This window comes from Mycobacterium sp., from assembly GCF_002863225.1.
GTDB lineage: Bacteria > Actinomycetota > Actinomycetes > Mycobacteriales > Mycobacteriaceae > Mycobacterium.
On the sequence record NZ_PKEK01000010.1, the window covers coordinates 82,503 to 103,317 of the forward strand.

Consider the following 20,815-nt stretch of genomic DNA (forward strand, 5'->3'; position numbering starts at 1 on the left):
ATGCCGGAATAGCACAGAACCCCCGGATCGCCTCCCGGCTTGACATGTCTACCTACTAGTAGGTAGACATGTCTCGTGCCGAAGTCAGAAGGTTCCACCGCCGACGAGATCCTCCGCTGCGCGCGGACCCTGATCGTCGCCGGCGGGTACAGCGGCTTCAGCTACGCCGACATCGCCGAGGCGGTCGGCATCCGCAAGCCGAGCATTCACCACCACTTCCCGACGAAGCTGAACCTGGTCTGCACATTGGTTCAGCAGTATCGCGCCGAGTTCGCCGCGGGCGTCGCCGAGATCGAACGCCACTCCGCGGATCCGATGGATTGCCTGCACGCCTACGTCGGTTTCTGGGAAGACTGCATCGGCGACCCCAGCAGCTCATTCTGTGTGTGCGCCTTGCTCGCAACCGAGATACCCAGTCTCCCTGCGGAATTGGTGCTGGAACTCACGGGCCACTTCAACGACCTGTCCGCCTGGTTGACGTCGGTGCTGGAGCGCGCGGGCGACGCCCAAGTAAAGGGTGACATGCGCGCGGAGGCCGAGACGTTCATGGCCACGATTCACGGCGCCATGCTGTCGGCCCGCGCCTACGGAAGCTCCGACGTCTTTCAGGTCATCGCTCGGAATGCGATGGAAAAGCTCGCGACACAACGCAACAAGGAGAGAAAGCAATGACGACCCAGACCACCACGAGCACTCCGGACACCTGGCTCGCGCGGTACTACTCTGTCCGAGCTGCCTTTTCGATCGCCTGGGTGGCCGCGGCATTCGCGCTCGCCAGCAGCACCCCGGTGATTGTGAGCGCGCTATTGCTGATCTACCCGGCGTGGGACGCCGCAGCCAACCTCGTGGATGCGCATCGCAGCGGTGGCCTGACCCGCAATCCCACCCAACTCGTCAATGCCGTTGTGAGCGTGGGAGTCACCGCAGCGGTCGCCGTCGCGAACAGCCCACACGCCGTGCTCACCACATTCGGAGTGTGGGCGATTTTCTCCGGACTGCTCCAGCTCGCGACCGGCGCGCGCCGCAGACGAGGCAACGGCGGGCAGTGGCCGATGATCCTCAGCGGCGCCCAATCCACTCTTGCCGGTGCGATGTTCGTCGCGAAGGCCAGTGCGCCGCACGTCGTCACCATCACCACCGTCGCCCAGTATGCAGCGTTCGGCGCGTTCTACTTCCTGGTCGCGGCCCTGTGGCTGGCGCGGTCGATCAGATTGTCGAGCCGAGCCCCGCGATCAAGTTGATCGTGAACGCCGGCCCCAGCTCAGCGGATGACGCGGTATCGCAGGTGGACGACGCCCGGCGCTTCCAGCACCCGATCGAGCTCGAGGGCCGGCGTGCCCGCGCTGAACCCCTCGAGCAGTCGCTCGCCCGAGCCGAGGATCACCGGGCTCAGCTGCAGGTCGATCTCGTCGACTATCCCGGCCGCGATCGCTTGCCGCGCGCACGACGCTCCTCCGGCGATGGAGATCGGCGCGGCGCCGGCCGCCTCGCGGGCCCGGGCATAGGAGGCCTCGATCCCATCGGTGACGAAGTAGAAGGTCGTCCCGCCCCGTAGTTCGATCGGTTCGTGCGGGTGATGGGTCAACACGAAGACCGGGCAGTGGTACGGCGGTTCGTCGCCCCACCAGCCCTGCCAATCAGAGTCGCCCCACGGGCCGCGGACCGGCCCGAACATGTTGCGGCCCATGATGGTTGCGCCCATGCCGTCGAGCATCTCGGAGACCACCTGCCGGTTGACCGGGTGATCCGCGGCCGGGCCACGGTGCCAATGATGCAGGCCGATGCCGCCCACGCCGCCCGGATGTTCCAGACACTGGCCCGGGCCGGCGACATAGCCGTCGGCCGATACCGACATCGATAGGTTGGTTCTGCTCACGTCCGGACAGACTCGGTCCACCGGCGAAACTCATCGGTGGCTCTAAGCAACGCCGCCTAATGTGGCGCTCGTGGACTTTCGGGTATTCGTTGAACCGCAGCAAGGCGCCAGCTACTCCGATCAGCTCGCCGTCGCGCAAGCGGCGGAATCGCTGGGATTCTCCGCGTTCTTCCGGTCCGATCACTATCTCGCGATGAGCGGTGACGGGCTGCCCGGACCGACCGATTCGTGGGTGACGCTGGGCGGCATCGCCCGCGAGACGTCGACGATCCGGCTCGGCACCCTCGTCACCTCGGCGACGTTCCGCCACCCCGGCCCGCTGGCCATCTCGGTGGCCCAGGTCGACGAAATGAGCGGTGGCCGCGTCGAATTCGGCCTCGGCAGCGGCTGGTTCGAAAAGGAGCACCTGGCCTACGCCATCCCGTTCCCGCCGCTCAAGGAGCGGTTCGCCCGACTGACCGAACAACTCGAGCTGATCACCGGCCTGTGGACCTCGCCGGCCGGAGAGACGTTCGACTACGCGGGAGCGCATTACGCCGTCAAGGATTCGCCGGCGCTGCCCAAGCCGGTGCAACAGCCGCATCCGCCGATCGTGATCGGCGGATCGGGCGCCAAGAAGACGCCGCGGCTGGCCGCTACCTTCGCCGACGAGTACAACGTGCCGTTCGCGCCGATAGACACCATCAGCACGCAGTTCGACCGAGTCCGCGAGGCTGTCGACGCGGTGGGACGCCCGGCCGATTCGATGACCTATTCGGCGGCCTTCGTGGTGTGCGCCGGGCGCGACGACGCCGAGGTCACCCGTCGCGCCAACGCGATCAACCGAGAGGTCGACGAGCTGCGGTCCAACTCGCCACTGGCCGGCACACCCGGGCGGATCGTCGATGCGCTGGCGCCCTACGCCGACATCGGTCTGCAGCGGGTGTATCTCCAGGTACTGGATATGTCGGATCTCGACCACCTTCAGCTTTTCGCCGACGAAGTGCAGCGCCAGCTCTGAGTTAGCATCGGGACGTGACTGGTCCTGCGGACGACCCGAGCGACCGGCCGACTCAACTGGCCGGATACGCCGTCGACGGCACCCCGGTTCTCGAGCAAGAGCCGGACGCACCGGCCGACGCCGCCGTCGCAGACTCGGCGCCCAACCCCTGGTACCGCAACCGCGTGCTGCTCGCCCTGTGGGTGCTGGTGGTCGCGTTGCTGTTGACGCTGGTCGTCTACGGCATCGTCGAGTTGTCCCGCGACGACGGAACCACCGGCCCGGCCGCCACCACCTCCTCGTCGACCACCCCGTCCAGGTCCTCCACGACGTCAGCTACCACCACCAGTCCGTCGACCACCGCCGAGGCGCCGCCACCGTCCGAAAGCACCGGGGAGACTCCCGAGGACGCACCGCCGCCGGCCAATGGCGCACCCGCGCCCGCGGAGCCGCCGCGCCACCACCATCACCCGCACATCCCGTCGACAATCACACTGCCGCACACTGTGGTTACGCTGCCGCACGGATTCTGAGTCGCCACCCGCAGGCGACGCAGGTGCTGCCAGCATCCGCGGCTAGGATCGGTGCACGTGACCGGTTACGAACCTCCCGAAGACCCCAGTGAAGCGCCGACCGGCCTCTACGACTACAGCGGCCAGGCCCAAGGTTCGCCGAAGCGCAGCACCTGGTACCGCAACCCGATCGTGCTGTTGGCCGCCGGCCTCTTTGTAGCGATCCTGCTGGGTTTGGCGTTCTATCTGCTCGCCGACCGCACCAACGGCACCGGCGGAACGAAACAAACTCCGACGTCACCGACGAGCTCGACGAGCGTGCCGTCCTCGTCCGCGGCCCCGACGACCACGCAGCCCGTCGTCCCGCCGGAAACCACCGCGGTGACCTCGCCGTCCGCCGCCACCGAGCCGACCAGCCCGGCAAGCGCCACCCCGCCGACGACCACCGTCGAGGGCGGCCACCACCACCACCATCACCATGACGGCGGGAATCCATAGCGGTGAGTGGCAGCCGCTACCCCCACGACGACAACCCCCGGGGCCTGGATGCGACCGAGCGCTTCAGCGTCGGCAGCGCGTCGCCGTGGTACCTCAAGCGGTGGGTGCTTGCCCTGTGGGGCCTGGCGGTGGTGGTCCTGATCGCGATCATCATCTACGGCCTGACCGTCCTGGCCCGTGGCAACGGAGGTGGCGCGCCGGCACCCACCACCACCCGGACCTCGACCACCACCTCCTCGATCACCACGTCATCCACCACCCCTTCGACGACGACACCGACCACGACGACAACTGACGAGACAATCGAGCCCACCCCGTCGCCCACCTCGACCTGGACGCCGCAACACCCTCGTCGTCACAGGTGGCACGGCAATTTGCCCCCTGTACCGGTAGTGCCACACTTCTGAGCCGGGTCGGCGGATCGCCCGCCGCCCGCCAAGTTAGGGCATCCTTCGTCGCGGGAACCCGGTCGAAGGTGTCACTATGGGCTTAGTTTTATGGCTTGAGCACTGCAGTAGTAAGTTACTGACGAGTAACCCAACCTTAGTTACCGGTCAGTAACATCGAAAATTGGGGAGACCTCCGTGGACACGCAGATGCTGATCAGACTGGTTGTCGGTTTGGGCGGGACGGCAGTCATCGCTTTGCTCGCGGTCCGCCGCGTGCTCTGGCTGGTCAAACTCACGCTCTCCGGGCAGCCGGTGACCGGCCGCACCGACGACGTCGGCCGCCGGGTCTGGGCGCAGATCTCCGAGGTATTCGGCCAGCGCAAGCTGCTGAAATGGTCCGTTCCCGGTGTCGCGCACTTCCTCACCATGTGGGGCTTCTTCATCCTCGGCTCGGTCTACGTCGAGGCCTACGGCGCGCTGTTCAACAACCACTTCCACATTCCGATCGTGGGCCGGTGGGAGGCGCTGGGCTTCCTTCAGGACTTCATCGCGCTGGGCGTGCTCCTCGGCATCGGCACCTTCACCGTCATCCGGTTGCGCTCCGAGCCCAAGGAGTACGGCCGTTCGTCACGGTTCTACGGCTCGCACACCGGCGGCGCGTGGCTGATCCTGTTCATGATCTTCCTGGTTATCTTCAGCTTCTCGATCTTCCGCGGCGCCTCCGCGGTCACCGGCACACTCCCCTACGGCTGGGGCGCGTTCTTCTCGCACGGCATGGGCGTGATCATGCAGCCGCTGGGCGTCCCCGCCAACGAGTGGATCGAGACCATTGCGCTGCTCGCCCACATCGCCGTCGCGCTGGTGTTCCTGGTGATCGTGCTGAACTCCAAGCACCTGCACATCTTCCTGGCGCCGGTCAACGTCACCTTCAAGCGGCTGCCTGACGCCCTCGGCCCGCTGCTGCCGATCGAGGCCGACGGCAAGCCCATCGACTTCGAAAACCCGCCGGACGACGCCACTTTCGGCCGCGGCAAGATCGAGGACTTCACCTGGAAGGGCAACCTCGACTTCGCCACCTGTACCGAGTGCGGGCGCTGCCAGTCGCAGTGTCCGGCCTGGAACACCGGAAAACCGTTGTCGCCCAAGCTCGTCATCATGGATCTGCGTGATCACTGGATGGCTAAGGCTCCCTACATTCTCGGCGAGAAGGAGAGCGCGCTCCAGAACACTCCCGAAGGCGGGCTCAGCGAGAATCTGGTCGGAGAAAAGGAAGCAGACCAGCACCACGTGCCAGAATCCGGGTTCGGCCGGATCACCGGCTCGGGTCCCGAGCAGGCCACCCGTCCGCTGGTCGGCACCGCCGAGCAGGGCGGCGTGATCGACCCCGACGTGCTGTGGTCGTGCGTGAACTGCGGCGCCTGCGTCGAGCAGTGCCCGGTCGACATCGAGCACATAGACCACATCGTCGACATGCGCCGTTACCAGGTCATGATGGAGTCCGAGTTCCCGTCGGAGCTCTCAGTGTTGTTCAAAAACCTTGAGAACAAAGGCAATCCGTGGGGGCAGAACGCGTCCGCGCGTACCGACTGGATCGGTGAGGTCGAGTTCGACGTGCCGGTCTACGGCGAGGACGTGGACAGCTTCGACGGTTTCGAGTACCTGTTCTGGGTCGGCTGTGCCGGTGCCTACGACGACAAGGCCAAGAAGACCACCAAAGCCGTCGCCGAACTGCTGGCCACCGCCGGTGTGAAGTATCTGGTGCTGGGCACCGGTGAGACCTGCAACGGCGACTCGGCCCGCCGCTCGGGCAACGAGTTCCTGTTCCAGCAGCTGGCCCAGCAGGCGGTCGACACCATCGACGGCGTGTTCGAGGGAGTGGAGACCGTCGACCGCAAGATCGTGGTCACCTGCCCGCACTGCTTCAACACCCTGGGCCGCGAGTACAAGCAACTGGGCGCCAACTACACCGTGCTGCACCACACCCAGCTGCTCAACCGGCTGGTGCGCGACAAGCAACTCGTCCCGGTGAGCCCGGCCTCCCCCCAGGACGTCACCTATCACGACCCGTGCTTCCTGGGCCGCCACAACAAGGTCTACGAGGCACCCCGCGAGCTGATCGGCGCGGCCGGCGCGAAGCTGGCCGAGATGCCGCGGCACGCCGAGCGCAGCTTCTGCTGCGGCGCCGGTGGCGCGCGGATGTGGATGGAAGAGCACATCGGCAAGCGGATCAACCACGAGCGCGTCGACGAAGCGCTGGCGACCGGAGCCAGCACTATCGCCGTCGCCTGTCCGTTCTGCCGGGTGATGCTCACCGACGGTGTGGGCGATCGTCAGGAGGCCGCCGGACGCGAAGGCGTTGATGTCCGCGACGTCGCGCAGCTGCTGCTGGAATCGCTGGACAGCGACGCCATCACGCTGCCGGAGAAGGGCACCGCCGCCAAGGAGGCCGCCGAGCGGGCCGAAAAGGCCGAGAAGGCGACACCGAAGGCCGAGGCGGCCACGGCGACCGCTCCGGTCGAGGAGAAGACCGCCGAGCCCGCGGAGTCGAACGGCGCCGCGGCGGCCGAGGACAAGTCCGAACCCAAGTCGGTCACCGGTCTGGGCATCGCCGGCGGCGCCAAGCGGCCCGGCGCCAAGAAGGCGGCGCCGAAAGCCGACGACACACCGGCCGAAGACAAGGCTGCCGACACGGCAGCACCGGTCAAGGGTCTGGGCATCGCCGGCGGTGCCAAGCGGCCGGGGGCCAAGAAAGCGACCGCCAAAGCCGAACCCGCGCAAACCACTTCGGCATCCGAGGACACCGCCACCGAAGCCAAGACGGCGGCCGCGCCCGTCAAGGGTCTGGGCATCGCCGGCGGCGCCAAGCGGCCCGGCGCGAAGAAGTCCACCGCGGCGGCGCCCGCAGCGCCCGAGTCGAAGACCGAGGCCGAGTCGAAGCCGGAGGCTGAGTCCAAGCCGGAGCCGGAGGACACCGCCACCGAGGCCAAGGCACCCGCCGCACCGGTCAAGGGACTCGGTATCGCCGCCGGCGCCAAGCGGCCCGGCGCGAAGAAGACCGCAGCGGCACCCGAGCCGGCGGCCGAGGCGAAGCCCGAGCCGGAAGCCAAGCCTGAGTCTGAGGCGAAGCCCGAGCCCGAGGCGAAGCCCGAGCCCGAGGCCGCGCAGGAAGCGAAGGACGAGCCCGCGTCGAAGCCCGCCGAATCCGAGAACGGTGAGGCCGCGCCGGAGCCGCCGGTGAAGGGTCTGGGGATCGCGCGGGGCGCCCGTCCACCCGGTAAGCGCTGATCAGACCCTCGCGGAATTGTTAATTGAATAGACAACCGTGGCACCATTGATGGCGTGACTACTCATCAGCTGCCGTGGCAAAACGCGGGGCATCAGCCGCGGCAGCGGACGTTCGCGCAGTCATCGAAGCTTCAGGACGTGCTCTACGAGATCCGCGGGCCGGTGCACGATCACGCCGCCCGGCTCGAGGCCGAGGGGCACCGCATCCTCAAACTGAACATCGGCAACCCCGCACCGTTCGGCTTCGACGCGCCCGACGTGATCATGCGCGACATGATCCAGGCGCTGCCTTACGCCCAAGGCTATTCGGACTCCAAGGGCATCCTGTCGGCGCGCCGCGCCGTGGTCACCCGCTACGAGCTCGTCGAGGGCTTCCCCCGTTTCGACGTCGACGATGTCTATCTCGGCAACGGTGTCTCGGAACTGATCACGCTGACCCTGCAGGCGTTGCTCGACAACGGCGACCAGATCCTGATTCCGGCTCCCGACTACCCGCTGTGGACGGCGTCGACGTCGCTCGCGGGCGGCACTCCGGTGCACTACCTGTGCGACGAAACTCAAGGCTGGCAACCGGATATCGCCGACATCGAGTCCAAGATCACCGAACGGACCAAGGCCTTGGTGGTGATCAACCCGAACAACCCCACCGGCGCGGTCTACAGCCGCGAAGTCCTGACGCAGATCGCCGCGGTGGCGCGCAAGCACCAACTGCTGCTGCTCGCTGACGAGATTTACGACAAGATCCTCTACGACGACGCCCAACACATCAGCTTGGCGTCGGTCGCGCCAGACCTGTTGTGCCTGACCTTCAATGGGTTGTCCAAGGCGTATCGGGTGGCCGGTTACCGTGCCGGCTGGCTGGCCATCACCGGGCCCAAGGACCACGCCAGTAGTTTCATCGAGGGCATCCACCTGCTCGCGAATATGCGGCTGTGCCCGAATGTTCCTGCGCAGCACGCCATTCAGGTCGCACTCGGCGGGCATCAGAGCATCGACGACCTGGTGCTGCCGGGCGGGCGACTGCTCGAGCAGCGCGATGTCGCGTGGTCCAAGCTCAACGACATCCCCGGCGTGTCTTGCGTCAAACCCGCCGGGGCGTTGTACGCCTTCCCACGGTTGGACCCCGAGGTCTACGAGATCGCCGATGACGAACAACTCGTCCTCGACCTGCTGCTGCAGGAAAAGATCCTCGTCACCCAGGGAACCGGATTCAACTGGCCCGAACCGGACCACCTGCGGATCGTCACGCTGCCGTGGTCACGCGACCTGGCCCGGGCGATCGAGCGGCTGGGCAATTTCCTGTCCAGCTACCGCCAGTAGCGTCCTGGATCAGGTCGGGTCGTCCTGATGCCCGTCCGGGCAATACACGTCGATCGCGGTATCGGCGAAGTCGGTGGCGGTGTCCACTGACATGCCCGGAGACCCCTGCAGGATGTCCTGCACGATCTGATCTTTGCCCTCGCCACCCAGATAACGGCCACAGACATAGTGGGCGTCTTTGACCGCGGCGGCGTCCGATCGGTCCAGCTGCAGGTTCTGGACTTCGAGCCGGCGGAGGAACTGGGCCTCTTTGCCCGGGCTGTCGGCGGCCGGCGTCGGTGACGTCGCGGAGTCCGCGGCGTGGGCCGGGTCGTGCTTCATCCGGCCGAAGACGATCACGGCGGCCAAGGCACCGGCCAGTAGCAGCACGGCGGCCACCACCGCCAGGACAGGCAGCGGTTTGGGATCGGCGTTCGGCGTCGTCATGGGACGTCCAGCGTATGCGCTGTTCACCAGCTGACGTCGGAGCACTCGACGCGGGTCTGCCATGGAGTGCCGAATGGATTCGATGTCCAGACCCTCGGCGACGCCCAAGGATAAAATTTGAGGTTTATATGAATGTGCCTGTCGGGCGGGCCAGTAGGCGCCCCGCGGGCGCACGATGATTACATCTATGCGCTCGTTTCCGTCTACGGACCTGCCACATAGTCGTGGCCGCGCGAGTTGCTCAGCGGTGCATATGACCTGATCACGGGGGTGACGGCGGGTCAACCAGCGGTTGACGCACCGGCGAATTGCCTTCCCCATGCACGCCGGATTTCCTGCACTATTGGAACCAAGGGTTTAATTGTCACCGAAAGGAGAGTTGCGATGTTTTCTGTTGCAGAGCAGGCACAGTTGCCGGCAGCAACGGCCGACCGCAACCGATCGTGTACCTCGACGCCATTCAGGTTGGGTATCTGACCATGGATTTTGGCGCGCTACCACCCGAAATCAATTCCGGGAGAATGTATTCCGGGCCCGGATCGACGCCGTTACGCACGGCGTCGGCGGCCTGGAACCTGCTGGCAGCCGAACTCGATTCCGCGGCCAACCAATACCAGAACACGATCAACATCCTTGCCGACGACGACTGGCGCGGCCCGACGTCGGCCTCCATGGCAGCCGCTGTCGCGCCCTACATCACCTGGATGGCCACCACCGGCACACAGGCTGAACAGGCTGCGGCCCAGGCCTCGGCTGCCGCGACCGCCTTCGAGACGGCATTCGCGTTGATGATTCCTCCGCCGGTGATCGCGGCCAACCGCGCGCAACTGGCGATGCTGGTCGCGACCAATGTGATCGGCCAGAACACCCCGGCGATCGCGGCCAACGAGGCGCAGTACGGCGAGATGTGGGCTCAGGACGCCGCCGCGATGTACGGCTATGCCGGCAACTCGGCGGCAGCGACGACGGTCAAGCCGTTCACCCAGCCGCCGGAGACGTCGAACCCGGCCGCCCAGGCCATCCAGGGCTCGGCGGTGACCCAGTCGCAGGCCGCGAGTACCGGCACGGGTGTGCAGTCACAACTGCAGCAGGTGCTCTCCAACGTCCCGTCGTCGCTGCAGCAGCTGACCTCGCCGCTGGCCGCGGCCCCGGCGGCGCCGAACGACTTCGGTTTCCTCGGCCAGGTCCTGAACTTTCTGGACGGCGCCGACGGCAACTCGATCGGAACCTTCCTGAATTCCAGCCTGACGAACGGTTTCGTGTCGGCCGGATACACCAGCCCCGCGCTCATCGCGCCCGGGATCTTCAGCGCCCTGGCTGACATCAACTCAGTCGGGCCCGGCGAGACGGCCCCCGGGGGCGCCGGCGTCACCGCCGCGATCAAGCCTCCGCCGGCGCCGCTGCCGATGAGCGTGCCGGGCGGTGGAGTGTCGGCGAACGCCTACGGCAGCACCCTGGTCGGCAAGTTGTCCGTCCCGCCGGCGTGGACGGCCACCGCGCAGGTCGCCAACCACAGTGGTGTGACGTACGCCGGCGGCGGCTGGACCAACGCGGTCGGTCCGAGCGGCGGCGGCACCGGAGCGGTTCCGGCCGGCATGCCCGGAATGCCGGGCGCCGCGGGCGGCAGGTCCGGTGGGTTCGGTCATGGTCCCCGCTACGGAAACCGTCTGACGGTCATGGGGCGTCCGCTGTCGGGTGGCTGAGCCTCAGCGCCGCTCCAGCAGCTGCAGCAGGTAGGCGCCGTAGCCGGATTTGAGCAGGGACTTCGCCCGCTGGGCGAGTTGGTCGTCGTCGATGAAACCCATCCGCCACGCCACTTCTTCGGGAACGCTGACTTTCAATCCTTGCCGTCGTTCCAGCGTGCGCACGTAGTCCCCGGCGTCGGCGAGTGAGTCGAATGTCCCGGTGTCGAGCCACGCCGTGCCCCGGGCCAGCACCTCGACAGCCAGCCGCCCCTGGTCGAGGTAGGTCCGGTTGATATCGGTGATCTCGTATTCGCCTCGCGCGGAACGCTTTAGACTCCGCGCGATCTCGATGACGTCGTTGTCGTAGAAGTACAGGCCCGGCACCGCGTAGCTCGATTTGGGCGCAGCCGGTTTCTCCTCGATCGAGACCGCGATGCCGTCAGCACCGAATTCGACGACTCCGTACGCCGATGGGTTGGCCACCCGGTAGGCGAAAATAGCTCCGCCGCTGAGGTTTTGAAATCGCCTGAGATTGGTGCCCAACCCCGGCCCGTAGAAGATGTTGTCGCCCAACGCCAGAGCTACCGAGTCGGTGCCGATGTGGTCTGCGCCGATCACGAAGGCCTGGGCCAGGCCTTCCGGCTCGTCTTGTACCGCGTAGCTGATGTTGATGCCGAATGCGCTGCCGTCACCCAGTACTCGCCCGAACGCGGGTGCGTCGGACGCGGTGGTGATGACCTGGATGTCGCGGATGCCGGCCAGGATCAGAGTGGAGAGCGGGTAGTAGATCATCGGCTTGTCGTAGACGGGCAGCAGCTGCTTGCTGACACCCATCGTGATCGGGTACAGACGCGTGCCCGCACCCCCGGCCAGGATGATCCCGCGCATCGCCTATTCCACCAGATCGGCGTTGGTCAGTTCGGTCGCCGCCAAAGCCGCCGCCAGGTCCTGATGACGGAATGCCGAGGTGATGTGGTCATGCACGACACGGAAGGCCGACGCGGCCTCAGAGCCGGATTCGCCTGGGCCGCTGATCTTTTGTTCGACGACCACCACGCCGTCGTGAACGAACAGCCGGCCGACCTCGATCGAGCGTGGGTTGGCGGTCAACCACTCCCGCAGCGCGGCATGACCTTGCGCGGCGCCGTGCGAGTCGCCGACCTCGATGTCATCGCTGGACAAGGACAACAGGGTGTCGATGTCGCCGGCGTTCAAAGCGTCGTGCCAAGCCAGGACGGTGGCCATTTCCGAAGTGGTCATGCCGAGAAACGTACCGCGTGCGACGGCACAATGGGTCGAGCGGTCAGGCGACGCGGCGTCCCAAGCAGTGCAGGCGCCACCCGGCCTGCTGCCAGCGTTGCACGTCGAGGCAGTTGCGGCCGTCGACGACCACCCGGGAGCGCACCCGGTCGGCGAGCGTGTCCGGGTCGAGGTCGACGAATTCGGGCCACTCGGTGAGCACCAGGACCGCGTCGGCGCGATCACACGCTTCCTCCACCGACACTGCGTAGTTCAGCGTCGGGAAGAGTCGCTGCGCGTTCTCCAGCGCTTTGGGGTCGTAGACGTTGACGGCAGCGCCGTTGAGCTGGAGCTGGCCGGCGACGTTGAGCGCCGGCGAGTCGCGCACGTCGTCCGATTCGGGTTTGAACGCCGCGCCGAGCACCGCGATGTTGGCGCCCAGCAGCGACCCGCCGCACGCCTTGGTCGCGAGCTCGACCATGCGGGTGCGGCGCCGCATGTTGATGTTGTCGACTTCCCGCAGGAACGTGAGTGCCTGATCGGCACCCAGCTCGCCGGCACGGGCCATGAAGGCACGGATGTCCTTCGGTAGGCAGCCGCCGCCAAAACCCAAGCCGGCGTTGAGGAATCGGCGCCCGATCCGCGGATCGTGACCGAGCGCGTCAGCCAGCAGGGTGACGTCGGCCCCGGCTGCCTCGCACACCTCGGAGATCGCGTTGATGAAAGAGATCTTGGTGGCCAGGAACGCGTTCGCGGACACTTTCACCAGCTCGGCGGTCTGCAGGTCCGTCACCAGGAATGGGACGCCGGCATCCAGCATCGGCGCATACATTTCCCGGATGGCAGCCTCGGCCCGTGTCGAATCATCCTGCACGCCAAGCACAATGCGGTCCGGATTCAAGGTGTCCTGAATGGCGTAGCCCTCGCGCAGGAACTCCGGGTTCCACGCCACTTCGACGTCCACACCGGGCCGGGCGGCGCTCCGCGCTCGGTGGACCAGTTCTGCAGCAGTCCCGACGGGAACGGTCGACTTTCCGACGATCACCGCCGGCCGGGTCAAACGCGGTGCCAGCGTGTCGATTACGGCATGGACGTGGCTCAGGTCTGCGCCGTATTCGCCGCGCTTTTGCGGCGTGCCGACGCCGAGGAAGTGCACGTCGGCGAAGTCAGCAGCCAGGTCGTCATCCGTGGTGAAGCGCAGACGGCCGGCGGCGATGTTGTCGCGCAACATCTTTCGCAAGCCTGGCTCGTAGAACGGAACATCGCCGGCGGCGAGCTTGGCGACCTTACCGGGATCGATGTCGACACCGACCACTTCATGCCCGAGTTCGGCCATTCCGGCCGCGTGGGTAGCACCCAGATAACCCGTACCAAAAACGGTGCACCTCATACCCCCGTGTGTAGGTCGCCGCGATGAGCTAACGGCATCGCCCTACTGAGCGGGGGGCAAACGCAAGGTGACCGTTTGCCGTCGAAGGCTAAAAGCCCAGGCCAGGTATGCCGAACCCACCGCGGCCACCACCGCCACCACCGTGGGCGCCACCACTGCCGCCGCTGCCGTGGCCACCACCGCCGCCGCCACCACCGGGAAAGCCGCCTCCGCCGCCGCCGCCGGGAAAGCCACCGCCGCCACCAGGATTGCCGCCGCCGGGGTTACCGCCACCGCCGCCGTTGCCGGGAAAACCGCCTCCCCCGCCGCCGCCGCCGGGAAAGCCACCGCCGCCACCGGGGTTGATGCCGCCGGGGTTACCGCCGCCACCGCCGCCGTTGCCGGGACGTCCACCACCGCCGCCGGGATTCCACGGCCGGGGTCCACCGAATATCGGTGGCGAACCGGGAATCGGGATCGGGATCGGGATCACCGCGGGAGGCGGAGCGACCGGAGCCGGCGCCGCCGGGATCGGGGCCGGCGCGGGTGCCTCAGGCGCGGGTGCGGGCGCCGCGGGCACCGGGGCCGGGGCGGGTGCCTCGGGCGCGGGAGCGACAACGGCCGGCTCGGGTGCCGGTGCCTCTGGAGCGGGCGCAGGCGCCTCGGGCGCCGGAGCGGGCGCCTCGGGGGCCGGAGCGGACCCCGGTGCCGGTGCCGCCGGAGCGGCGGGAGCCGGCTTGGCGTTGTGGCCCGGGTCTGGCCGGGTCGCGGCCGTGGGGCGCATGTTTATCGCCAGCGCGACCAGCAGTGCTGCAGCGCCCACCACGAAGAGCGCGGCGACGGCGCTGGCCACCAGGAACAACGGCCGACGGCCACCCTCGGGTTGCTCGTCGTCTTCCGCGGCTTCGGTATAGGCCGCGCCGGTGTACAGACCGGTTTCGATCGCGCTCTCGTCCGCGAGGGCGGTGAAATCCTCGTCGTCGTCGGCCACGGCGCTGTAGGCCAGGGCCTGCTCGCCCGTCTTGCTCTCGGTAGCGACGTCGAAGTAGCCCGGGGCGACGGCGTAGGGGTTGATGAAGCCGGTGCCGGGATCCTGGGCGTAAGCCAGAGCCTCGGTCGATGACGTGAACAGCGGCGCGTTGGCCGATGCCAGCGCGGCGCCGCGAGCCAATGCGGTCTCGGGCTCCTCCGGAGCGCTGAGGATCAGGCCGGTCGCGGCTTCCAGCTGCGGCTTGAGCGAAGCGACGTCGACTCCGTTGGAGCCGACCAGGAACAGGCCGTCGGGCCGCGCGTCGAGCGAACCCGCCCCCGCCGCCAGCGCAGCGAGGTCGCCGAACGGATCGCGTCCAGGAGTCAGCGGCTGGCGACGCACATCGCTGATCGATCCGTCGGAGGTGTCCACCACCGCCAGCGTCGCGGTATCGGGCTCGACGAAGAGCAGACCGGTCTTGGCGTGGCCGATTGAACTACCGACCACCTGAGCCAGTGCCGCCGCCGCCATGAACGACGACACCAGCATCACGTTCTCGACCTTGCGGGCGGCCAGCGCATCGCGCAGCGCCGCGGCATCGATCGGGTCGGTCCAGGTCACGCCGATCGATCGCACGTCATAGCCACTGTCGACGGCACCTTCGCGGGTGCCGAGAATCGCCGAGACAACCTGGTCGGCCGCGTTGATCGTCGGAGCGTCGGCCGATGCGTTGACGTCGAACCCGTCTTCGTCGACCGTGGCGCCGTCGGCGTTCTCGCCCTCGACGAGAACCATGCGGACCGCCGTGGGTGCCATCGACACGCCAAGTACGGTGTCCACTCTTCCTCCAAAACTGCTCGCTCGCGGGGTTGCTGAAAGCTGTCCAGTCACCGGTCGAAGATCGCTTATACGACGATACCGACGGGCGGACGCCGCGGCTATGGGTTAATCGGCGAATTGCCTAGTGACGGCCGCCGTGGCCGCCACCGCCATGGCCCCAACCGCCACCGCCGCCGCCGTGGCCGAAGCCGGGAATGCCGGGGATACCGCCCCCGCCTCGTCCGGGTCCACCGCGACCGCCCTTGGGGCCGCCCCAGTCGGGCCCACGCCCGGGACCACCCGGACCACCCCAGCCAGGCCCGCGGCCGGGTCCTCCCCAGTCAGGCCCACGCCCAGGACCACCCGGACCACCCCAGCCGGGTCCGCGGTCGGGGGGTCCACCCCAGCCCGGGCCGGGCAACAGACCCGGCAGGATCGGCGCGATCGGGATCGGAATCGGTGCAGGCACGACCGCCGGTGGTGGCGGCGGCGGTGCGAACACCGGCGGCGGCGCCGGAGCGGGCGCGAACACAGGTGGCGGCGCCGGAGCCGGAACGCCCGCTTCGACGGGTGCGGGTACGGCGGCCGGGGCCGGAACGGGCGCGGCCTCCGGGGCCGGCGGCGCCGCGGGTAGCGGAGCCGGAAGCGGTCGCGCCGGCGCGACGACGTTGTGACTGATGCCGGGCCGCGTGTTGGACGACGGCCGGATGCTGAAAGCCAGCGAGATCACCAGGCCCATCACCCCGGCCACGAAGATGATCAGCACACCCATCGCAACCAGGAACGGCGTGCGGCTCTGCTGTTCCTGTTCCAGGCGGTCGAAGTCGGGATACATGCCGGTGGTGAAGTCTTCGTGGTCGTCCACGTAGGCGTCGTGGTCCAGCTGCGTGTAGATCGCTGCGGAGTCGTCGTCGACGGCGCTGTAGGCCAGCGCGTCCGCACCGGCATCGGCGACGGGGACGGCCGCCTCGGCGACGGCCAAATATCCGGGGGTGTCCACGTGGTGGCTCACCACACCGGTTCCGGGATCCAGGGCATAGGCCTGCGCAGCCGTCGACGAGGCGAACAGCGGTGCGTTGGCCGAGGCCAGCGCCGCGCCCCGGGCCAGCGCCGTCTCCGGGTGCTCGGGCACGCTGATCGGCAGCGAGGTGGCGTCTACCAGCGCCGGCTTGATCAGCGGGATGTCCACACCCGAGCCGACCACCAGCAGGCCGTCAGGCTGCAGGTCGAGGCCCTCGGCGGTGGAGACCATGTCGACCAGTGCGGCCACCGCCTGGTCGTCATCGTCCGGCAGCTGCTGACGGTGGACGTCGATGATCGAACCGTCGCTGGTGTTCACCACCGCCAACGTCGCGGTGTCCGGCTCGACGTAGAGCAGGGCGTTGCGGGCGTAACCGGTGGCGCTGCCCATCGACTGCGCCAACGCGGCCGCTGCCAGGAACGACGACACCAGCATCACGTTCTCGACCTTGCGGGCGGCCAGCGCATCCCGCAGCTCAGCCGCTGCCCGCTGGTCTGTCCACGTCACGCCGGTCGACAACAGGTCGTAGCCGGCCTCGCTGGCGCCTTCGCGGGTCCCGAGAATCGCCGCGACCACCTGATCCGGCCCGCTGAACGTGGCCGGCTCTTCGTTGGCGGCAACAGCGAAGTTGTCCTCGTCGACGGTCGCCCCGTCGGCGTTTTCTCCCTCGACCAGCACGACGCGAACCGCCGTGGGTGCCATCGAAACACCGAGTACGGTGTCCACCAATCCTCCCGCCATTTGGCTAGCCATCCGCGGGCCATCTGACATTGCAGACCGTCGGTCGCCAGTACAGAAGTTATCGCCACTCCGGAGCGCGGCGAAACTACCGCGGACTTAGCAGTGCTCTATGAAGATGTGGCCAGGGGCGATGGTCGAACGATGCCCCCAGGCCGACCTTCGCAGCCGATTTTACCTTGTCGTGCAACGGGCCGCGGGCTAGTGGTGCCCGCCGCCGAAGCCACCGCCGCCGTGTCCACCACCACCGAAGCCACCCCCGCCGAAGCCACCGCCGCCGTGTCCACCACCACCGAAGCCGCCCCCGCCGCCGCCAAAGCCGCCGCCACCGAATCCGCCGGAGCTGTGACCGCCTGGGCTACCGCCACCGAAACCACCCGGGTTACCGCCACCGCCGAAACCGCCGGGGTTACCGCCACCGCCGAAACCACCAGGGTTGCCCCCGCCCCCGAAACCACCGGGGTTACCGCCACCGCCGAAACCGCCCGGGTTGCCCCCGCCCCCGAAACCACCGGGGTTGCCCCCACCGCCCGGGTTTCCGCCGCCGAAACCGCCGGGCGGGTTGAACGGGTTACCGCCGGGCGGGTTGGCCGAGGGCCCCTGGACCGGAGCCGGTATCGCCGGAATGCCGAGGCCCGGCAGGCCGGGAAAGAGCGGCGTTTGCGGCACGTGCACCGGGTCCGGTTGCTGCACGGGAGGCTGCACCGGCACCACGACCGGTGGTTTCGGGTCGGGAAGCTGCACCGGCGGCTTGACCGGCGGCACCTGCACCGGCGGATCGACAGGCGGCACCTGCACCGGCGGCTTGACCGGCGGCACCTGCACGGGCGGGTTGACCGGCGGCACTTTGACCGGCGGCTGCGGGCCGCGAACCGGACCCACATGAACCGGGGGCGACTGGCGCACCGGAATGGGGATCGGAATCGGAATCAGCGCCGGCACCGGCGCGGGAGCGGCGATCGGGGCCGGCGGTGCAGCGATCGGCAGGGGTGGCGCCGCAGGGATCGCCGGGAGGGGCTGCGCGGCCGGTGCTGGTACCGGAGCGGGCGCCGCAGGCACCGGAGCCGGGATCGGCGCATTCGCGGGCGCGGGCTCGACGGCCGGAGCGATCATGCGATTGGCCTGCGGCACGTCGACGGCCTTCGGGGCCGGAGCGGGCGCCGGAGACTCGATGATCAGGTGCTGCAGCGGTCGCGGCAGAAAGGCCACATTGGGCCGAATACCCAGCGCCAGAGCGACTTCCAGCGACAGCGCCGCGGCAACGAAAGCAACCGCGAGGATGCTTCCGACCAGAACCAGCGGCCGTCGCTCGGACTCACCACCGGGGCGCTCGTCGCTGAACTCGTCTTGGGCAATGGTGTGGACGTCGGCATCCTCATCGGGAACCGCGCTGTAGGCAAGATCGTCCTCACCCAGTGCGCTGCCCAACGGAACATCAGGTGCCGCAAGGTATCCCGGCGATACGGCGTAGGGGTCGATCGCACCGGTGCCGGGGTCGAGCGCATACGCCAGCGCCGCCGTCGACGAGGCGAAAAGAGGTGCGTTCGCCGAAGCCAGAGCCGCGCCCCACGCCAGGGCGGTCTCGGGTTCCTCGGCTGCGGTGACGGGAAGCGTCGTCACGGCTTCGAGTTGAGATTTCAGCGTGGCGACGTCCACTCCGGAGCCGACGATGAAGACGCTCTGCGGGCGCGTCTCCAACGACTCCAAACCTGCCACCAAGCCGGCCAATTCGGTAATGTCATGGCCGCTCGAGAGCAGCTCCTTGTGGACGTCGGTAATCGACCCGTCAGCGGAGTCGACGACGGCCAGCGTCGCGGTGTCGGGCTCGAGGAAGAGCAGCGCGGTGTGCGCGTCGCCGACCGTGCAACCGACGGTCTGCACGAGCGCTGCCGCGGCCATGAAGGACGACACCAGCATGACGTTTTCGATCTTGCGAGTGGCGAGTGCGTCACGCAGCGCGGCCGCGTCCACCGGGTCGGTCCACGTGACCCCGGTCGAGGTCAGCGCGTGACCGGCCTCGGCGGCGCCCTCGCGGGTGCCCAAGATGGCCGAGATCAACTGGTCGGCCGCACTGACCGTGGCCGCGCCGTCGTCGGCGGAGAAGTCGAATTTGTTGTCCTCGACAGTCACGCCGTCGGCGTTTTCACCTTCTACCAACAGCATTCGAACAGATGTGGGTGCCATCGACACCCCGAGCACGATATCCACCGCGCCTCCAGAGCCACTCGCAGCGCGCCACGGTTTTAGGCGGAGGGAACACCGCGTCCGGCGCTACACCTGAATATTCTCCGCGCAAGCTGTGCGGTGGGGCAGCCGAACTTAAGCAGAGCTTATGAAATTCAGATACGACCGGGGCCGCACGTCGCCGATCATTGATCGCCCATCGTCGACGAGCGACGGGACGGTAGATGACCGTGCACACCCTCCGCGTACGCAGTCTCGGCGTGCTCGCTGAAGTCGACCCCCGCCGTCTCGTCCTCAGGGCTGATGCGGAAGCCGATGAACCGATCGACGATTTTGGCCAGGAGAAATGACATCCCGAATGCGTACAACGCAACGACAGCGGCAGCCAGAGCCTGCTTGCCGAACTGAAGGAATCCGCCGCCGTAGAAGAGACCCGACGGGCCGCCGGTCATGACGTCAGTGGCGAGCATTCCTATCAGCAGCACTCCCACGACACCGCCGACGAAGTGCACGCCTACGACGTCAAGCGAGTCGTCGTAGCCGAACTTGAACTTGAGGGTGATCGCGAACGAGCACACGACACCCGCAGCCAGTCCGACGACGACCGCGCCCAGTGTGTTGACCGTGCCGCAGGAGGGCGTGATCGCAACGAGACCCGCGACGACACCGGACGCCGCGCCGAACGTCGTCGGCCGCCCATCGCGGATCTTCTCGACGGCCAGCCAACCAAGCATGCCGAGGCATCCTGCTACCAGCGTGTTGAGAAAGATCGCCGCGGCCATGCCGTTGGCGGCCAGCGCCGAACCGGCGTTGAAACCGAACCAACCGAACCACAACAGGCCCACGCCGAGCAGGACGAAGGGCAGGTTGTGCGGGCGCATCGCGTCCCTCATGAAGCCGATACGCGGACCCAGGACCAGGGCGAGCGCCAGAGCAGAGGCGCCGGAGACGATTTCAACAACGAGGCCGCCGGCGTAGTCCAGCACGCCGAGCTTGAACATCCAGCCGTGAGGATTCCAGACCCAGTGCGCGACGACCGAGTAGACGGCGATTGCCCAGGCCGGGACGAAAACCACCCAGGCGGAGAAACGCGCGCGGTCGGCGATCGCGCCGCTGACGAGTGCGGCGGTGATGATCGCGAATGTCAGCTGGAAAGTGGCGAAAAGCAGTTCTGGAACAGCGCCGTGCGGGGTGCCGGGGCCGATGCCCGCCATCCCGACGTGGGCGAGATCGCCGATGAGTCCGAATCCGCCGCCGTCGCCGGAGAAGGCCAGAGAGTAGCCGACAAGCAGCCACGCCACCGTCACGAGCGGGATCGCGACAAAGCTCATCATGATCATGTTCAAGACACCGTCGGTGCGCACCATGCCGCCATAGAAGATCGCCAGCCCCGGCGTCATCAGCATCACCAGGGCTGTGCTGGCAAGCAGCCAGGCAGTCGCAGCGGGATCTATATGCAGCATTCGAAGGAGAATAGGACCGAATCCCCGCTGCCGCGCACCGAC

18 protein-coding genes are annotated in these 20,815 nt (G+C 67.7%); 9 read left to right on the forward strand and 9 right to left on the reverse strand.

The features are described 5' to 3' along the window. The first annotated feature begins 75 nt into the window (after positions 1-75). Together CYU59_RS02460 and CYU59_RS02465 are read left to right on the forward strand one after the other, a co-directional pair. A complete protein-coding gene (locus CYU59_RS02460) occupies positions 76-672 on the forward strand; it encodes a TetR/AcrR family transcriptional regulator (protein ID WP_292975509.1) in 597 nt (198 codons plus the stop codon). Then, on the forward strand, positions 669-1,241 hold the full coding sequence (locus tag CYU59_RS02465; protein ID WP_292975511.1) for a DUF308 domain-containing protein: 573 nt from the start codon (positions 669-671) through the stop codon (positions 1,239-1,241). The genes CYU59_RS02460 and CYU59_RS02465 overlap by 4 nt, the downstream gene beginning before the upstream one ends. Positions 1,242-1,261: 20 nt before the next feature. On the opposite strand, the gene CYU59_RS02470 is transcribed toward CYU59_RS02465, so the two are convergent. Next, complete coding sequence (locus tag CYU59_RS02470; RefSeq protein ID WP_292975513.1) at positions 1,262-1,876, reverse strand: dihydrofolate reductase family protein; 615 nt, start codon at positions 1,874-1,876, stop codon at positions 1,262-1,264. Positions 1,877-1,946: 70 nt separating this feature from the next. Here CYU59_RS02470 and CYU59_RS02475 point away from each other — a divergent pair, with 70 nt between their 5' ends. The 6 genes from CYU59_RS02475 (at position 1,947) to CYU59_RS02500 (ending at position 8,859) form a co-directional block, all read left to right on the forward strand. Continuing rightward, positions 1,947-2,876, forward strand: a complete 930-nt coding sequence (locus CYU59_RS02475; RefSeq protein WP_292975515.1) for an LLM class F420-dependent oxidoreductase — start codon at positions 1,947-1,949, stop codon at positions 2,874-2,876. A gap of 14 nt (positions 2,877-2,890) precedes the next feature. Then, the gene (locus CYU59_RS02480; protein ID WP_292975517.1) at positions 2,891-3,388 is read left to right on the forward strand and encodes a hypothetical protein; all 498 of its coding nucleotides are present in this window, start codon (positions 2,891-2,893) and stop codon (positions 3,386-3,388) included. A gap of 57 nt (positions 3,389-3,445) precedes the next feature. Beyond that, entirely contained in the window at positions 3,446-3,865 is a 420-nt protein-coding gene (locus CYU59_RS02485) for a hypothetical protein (RefSeq protein ID WP_292975520.1), read from the forward strand. A gap of 2 nt (positions 3,866-3,867) precedes the next feature. After that, on the forward strand, positions 3,868-4,272 hold the full coding sequence (locus tag CYU59_RS02490) for a hypothetical protein (protein WP_292975522.1): 405 nt from the start codon (positions 3,868-3,870) through the stop codon (positions 4,270-4,272). Positions 4,273-4,449: 177 nt separating this feature from the next. After that, positions 4,450-7,539 (forward strand): heterodisulfide reductase-related iron-sulfur binding cluster, encoded by a 3,090-nt coding sequence (locus tag CYU59_RS02495; RefSeq protein ID WP_292975524.1) that lies wholly within the window; start codon positions 4,450-4,452, stop codon positions 7,537-7,539. Between the two features lie 27 nt (positions 7,540-7,566). Continuing rightward, entirely contained in the window at positions 7,567-8,859 is a 1,293-nt protein-coding gene (locus CYU59_RS02500) for a pyridoxal phosphate-dependent aminotransferase (protein ID WP_292975634.1), read from the forward strand. A gap of 9 nt (positions 8,860-8,868) precedes the next feature. Here the strand turns inward: CYU59_RS02500 and CYU59_RS02505 are convergent, their stop codons facing one another. Then, the gene (locus tag CYU59_RS02505; RefSeq protein ID WP_292975526.1) at positions 8,869-9,285 is read right to left on the reverse strand and encodes a DUF732 domain-containing protein; all 417 of its coding nucleotides are present in this window, start codon (positions 9,283-9,285) and stop codon (positions 8,869-8,871) included. 479 nt (positions 9,286-9,764) lie between these two features. Between CYU59_RS02505 and CYU59_RS02510 the strand changes: the two genes are divergently transcribed. After that, entirely contained in the window at positions 9,765-10,988 is a 1,224-nt protein-coding gene (locus CYU59_RS02510; protein WP_292975528.1) for a PPE family protein, read from the forward strand. 3 nt (positions 10,989-10,991) lie between these two features. On the opposite strand, the gene rfbA is transcribed toward CYU59_RS02510, so the two are convergent. The 7 genes from rfbA to CYU59_RS02545 all read right to left on the reverse strand — a co-directional run bounded on the left by rfbA (position 10,992) and on the right by CYU59_RS02545 (position 20,773). Further along, positions 10,992-11,858: a glucose-1-phosphate thymidylyltransferase RfbA gene (gene rfbA, locus CYU59_RS02515; RefSeq protein WP_292975530.1), complete on the reverse strand. Its 867-nt coding sequence runs from the start codon at positions 11,856-11,858 to the stop codon at positions 10,992-10,994. 3 nt (positions 11,859-11,861) lie between these two features. After that, positions 11,862-12,230 (reverse strand): nuclear transport factor 2 family protein, encoded by a 369-nt coding sequence (locus CYU59_RS02520; protein ID WP_292975533.1) that lies wholly within the window; start codon positions 12,228-12,230, stop codon positions 11,862-11,864. 43 nt (positions 12,231-12,273) lie between these two features. After that, positions 12,274-13,599: a UDP-glucose/GDP-mannose dehydrogenase family protein gene (locus tag CYU59_RS02525; RefSeq protein WP_292975536.1), complete on the reverse strand. Its 1,326-nt coding sequence runs from the start codon at positions 13,597-13,599 to the stop codon at positions 12,274-12,276. Positions 13,600-13,687: 88 nt separating this feature from the next. Next, positions 13,688-15,388, reverse strand: a complete 1,701-nt coding sequence (locus CYU59_RS02530; protein WP_292975538.1) for a hypothetical protein — start codon at positions 15,386-15,388, stop codon at positions 13,688-13,690. A gap of 121 nt (positions 15,389-15,509) precedes the next feature. Beyond that, on the reverse strand, positions 15,510-17,129 hold the full coding sequence (locus CYU59_RS02535; protein WP_292975636.1) for a hypothetical protein: 1,620 nt from the start codon (positions 17,127-17,129) through the stop codon (positions 15,510-15,512). Between the two features lie 198 nt (positions 17,130-17,327). After that, a complete protein-coding gene (locus tag CYU59_RS02540; protein ID WP_292975540.1) occupies positions 17,328-19,334 on the reverse strand; it encodes a hypothetical protein in 2,007 nt (668 codons plus the stop codon). A 161-nt stretch (positions 19,335-19,495) separates the two neighbouring features. Continuing rightward, the gene (locus CYU59_RS02545; protein ID WP_292975543.1) at positions 19,496-20,773 is read right to left on the reverse strand and encodes an ammonium transporter; all 1,278 of its coding nucleotides are present in this window, start codon (positions 20,771-20,773) and stop codon (positions 19,496-19,498) included. Between the last annotated feature and the right edge of the window lie 42 nt (positions 20,774-20,815).

What these genes read in the sequence shown, in the direction of transcription:
- CYU59_RS02545 (WP_292975543.1), bottom strand. Translation starts at nt 20,773, where the DNA reads ATGCTGCATATAGATCCCGCTGCGACTGCCTGGCTGCTTGCCAGCACA.
- CYU59_RS02510 (WP_292975528.1), top strand. Translation starts at nt 9,765, where the DNA reads ATGGATTTTGGCGCGCTACCACCCGAAATCAATTCCGGGAGAATGTAT.
- CYU59_RS02535 (WP_292975636.1), bottom strand. Translation starts at nt 17,129, where the DNA reads ATGGCGGGAGGATTGGTGGACACCGTACTCGGTGTTTCGATGGCACCC.
- CYU59_RS02525 (WP_292975536.1), bottom strand. Translation starts at nt 13,599, where the DNA reads ATGAGGTGCACCGTTTTTGGTACGGGTTATCTGGGTGCTACCCACGCG.
- CYU59_RS02505 (WP_292975526.1), bottom strand. Translation starts at nt 9,285, where the DNA reads ATGACGACGCCGAACGCCGATCCCAAACCGCTGCCTGTCCTGGCGGTG.
- CYU59_RS02520 (WP_292975533.1), bottom strand. Translation starts at nt 12,230, where the DNA reads ATGACCACTTCGGAAATGGCCACCGTCCTGGCTTGGCACGACGCTTTG.
- CYU59_RS02465 (WP_292975511.1), top strand. Translation starts at nt 669, where the DNA reads ATGACGACCCAGACCACCACGAGCACTCCGGACACCTGGCTCGCGCGG.
- rfbA (WP_292975530.1), bottom strand. Translation starts at nt 11,858, where the DNA reads ATGCGCGGGATCATCCTGGCCGGGGGTGCGGGCACGCGTCTGTACCCG.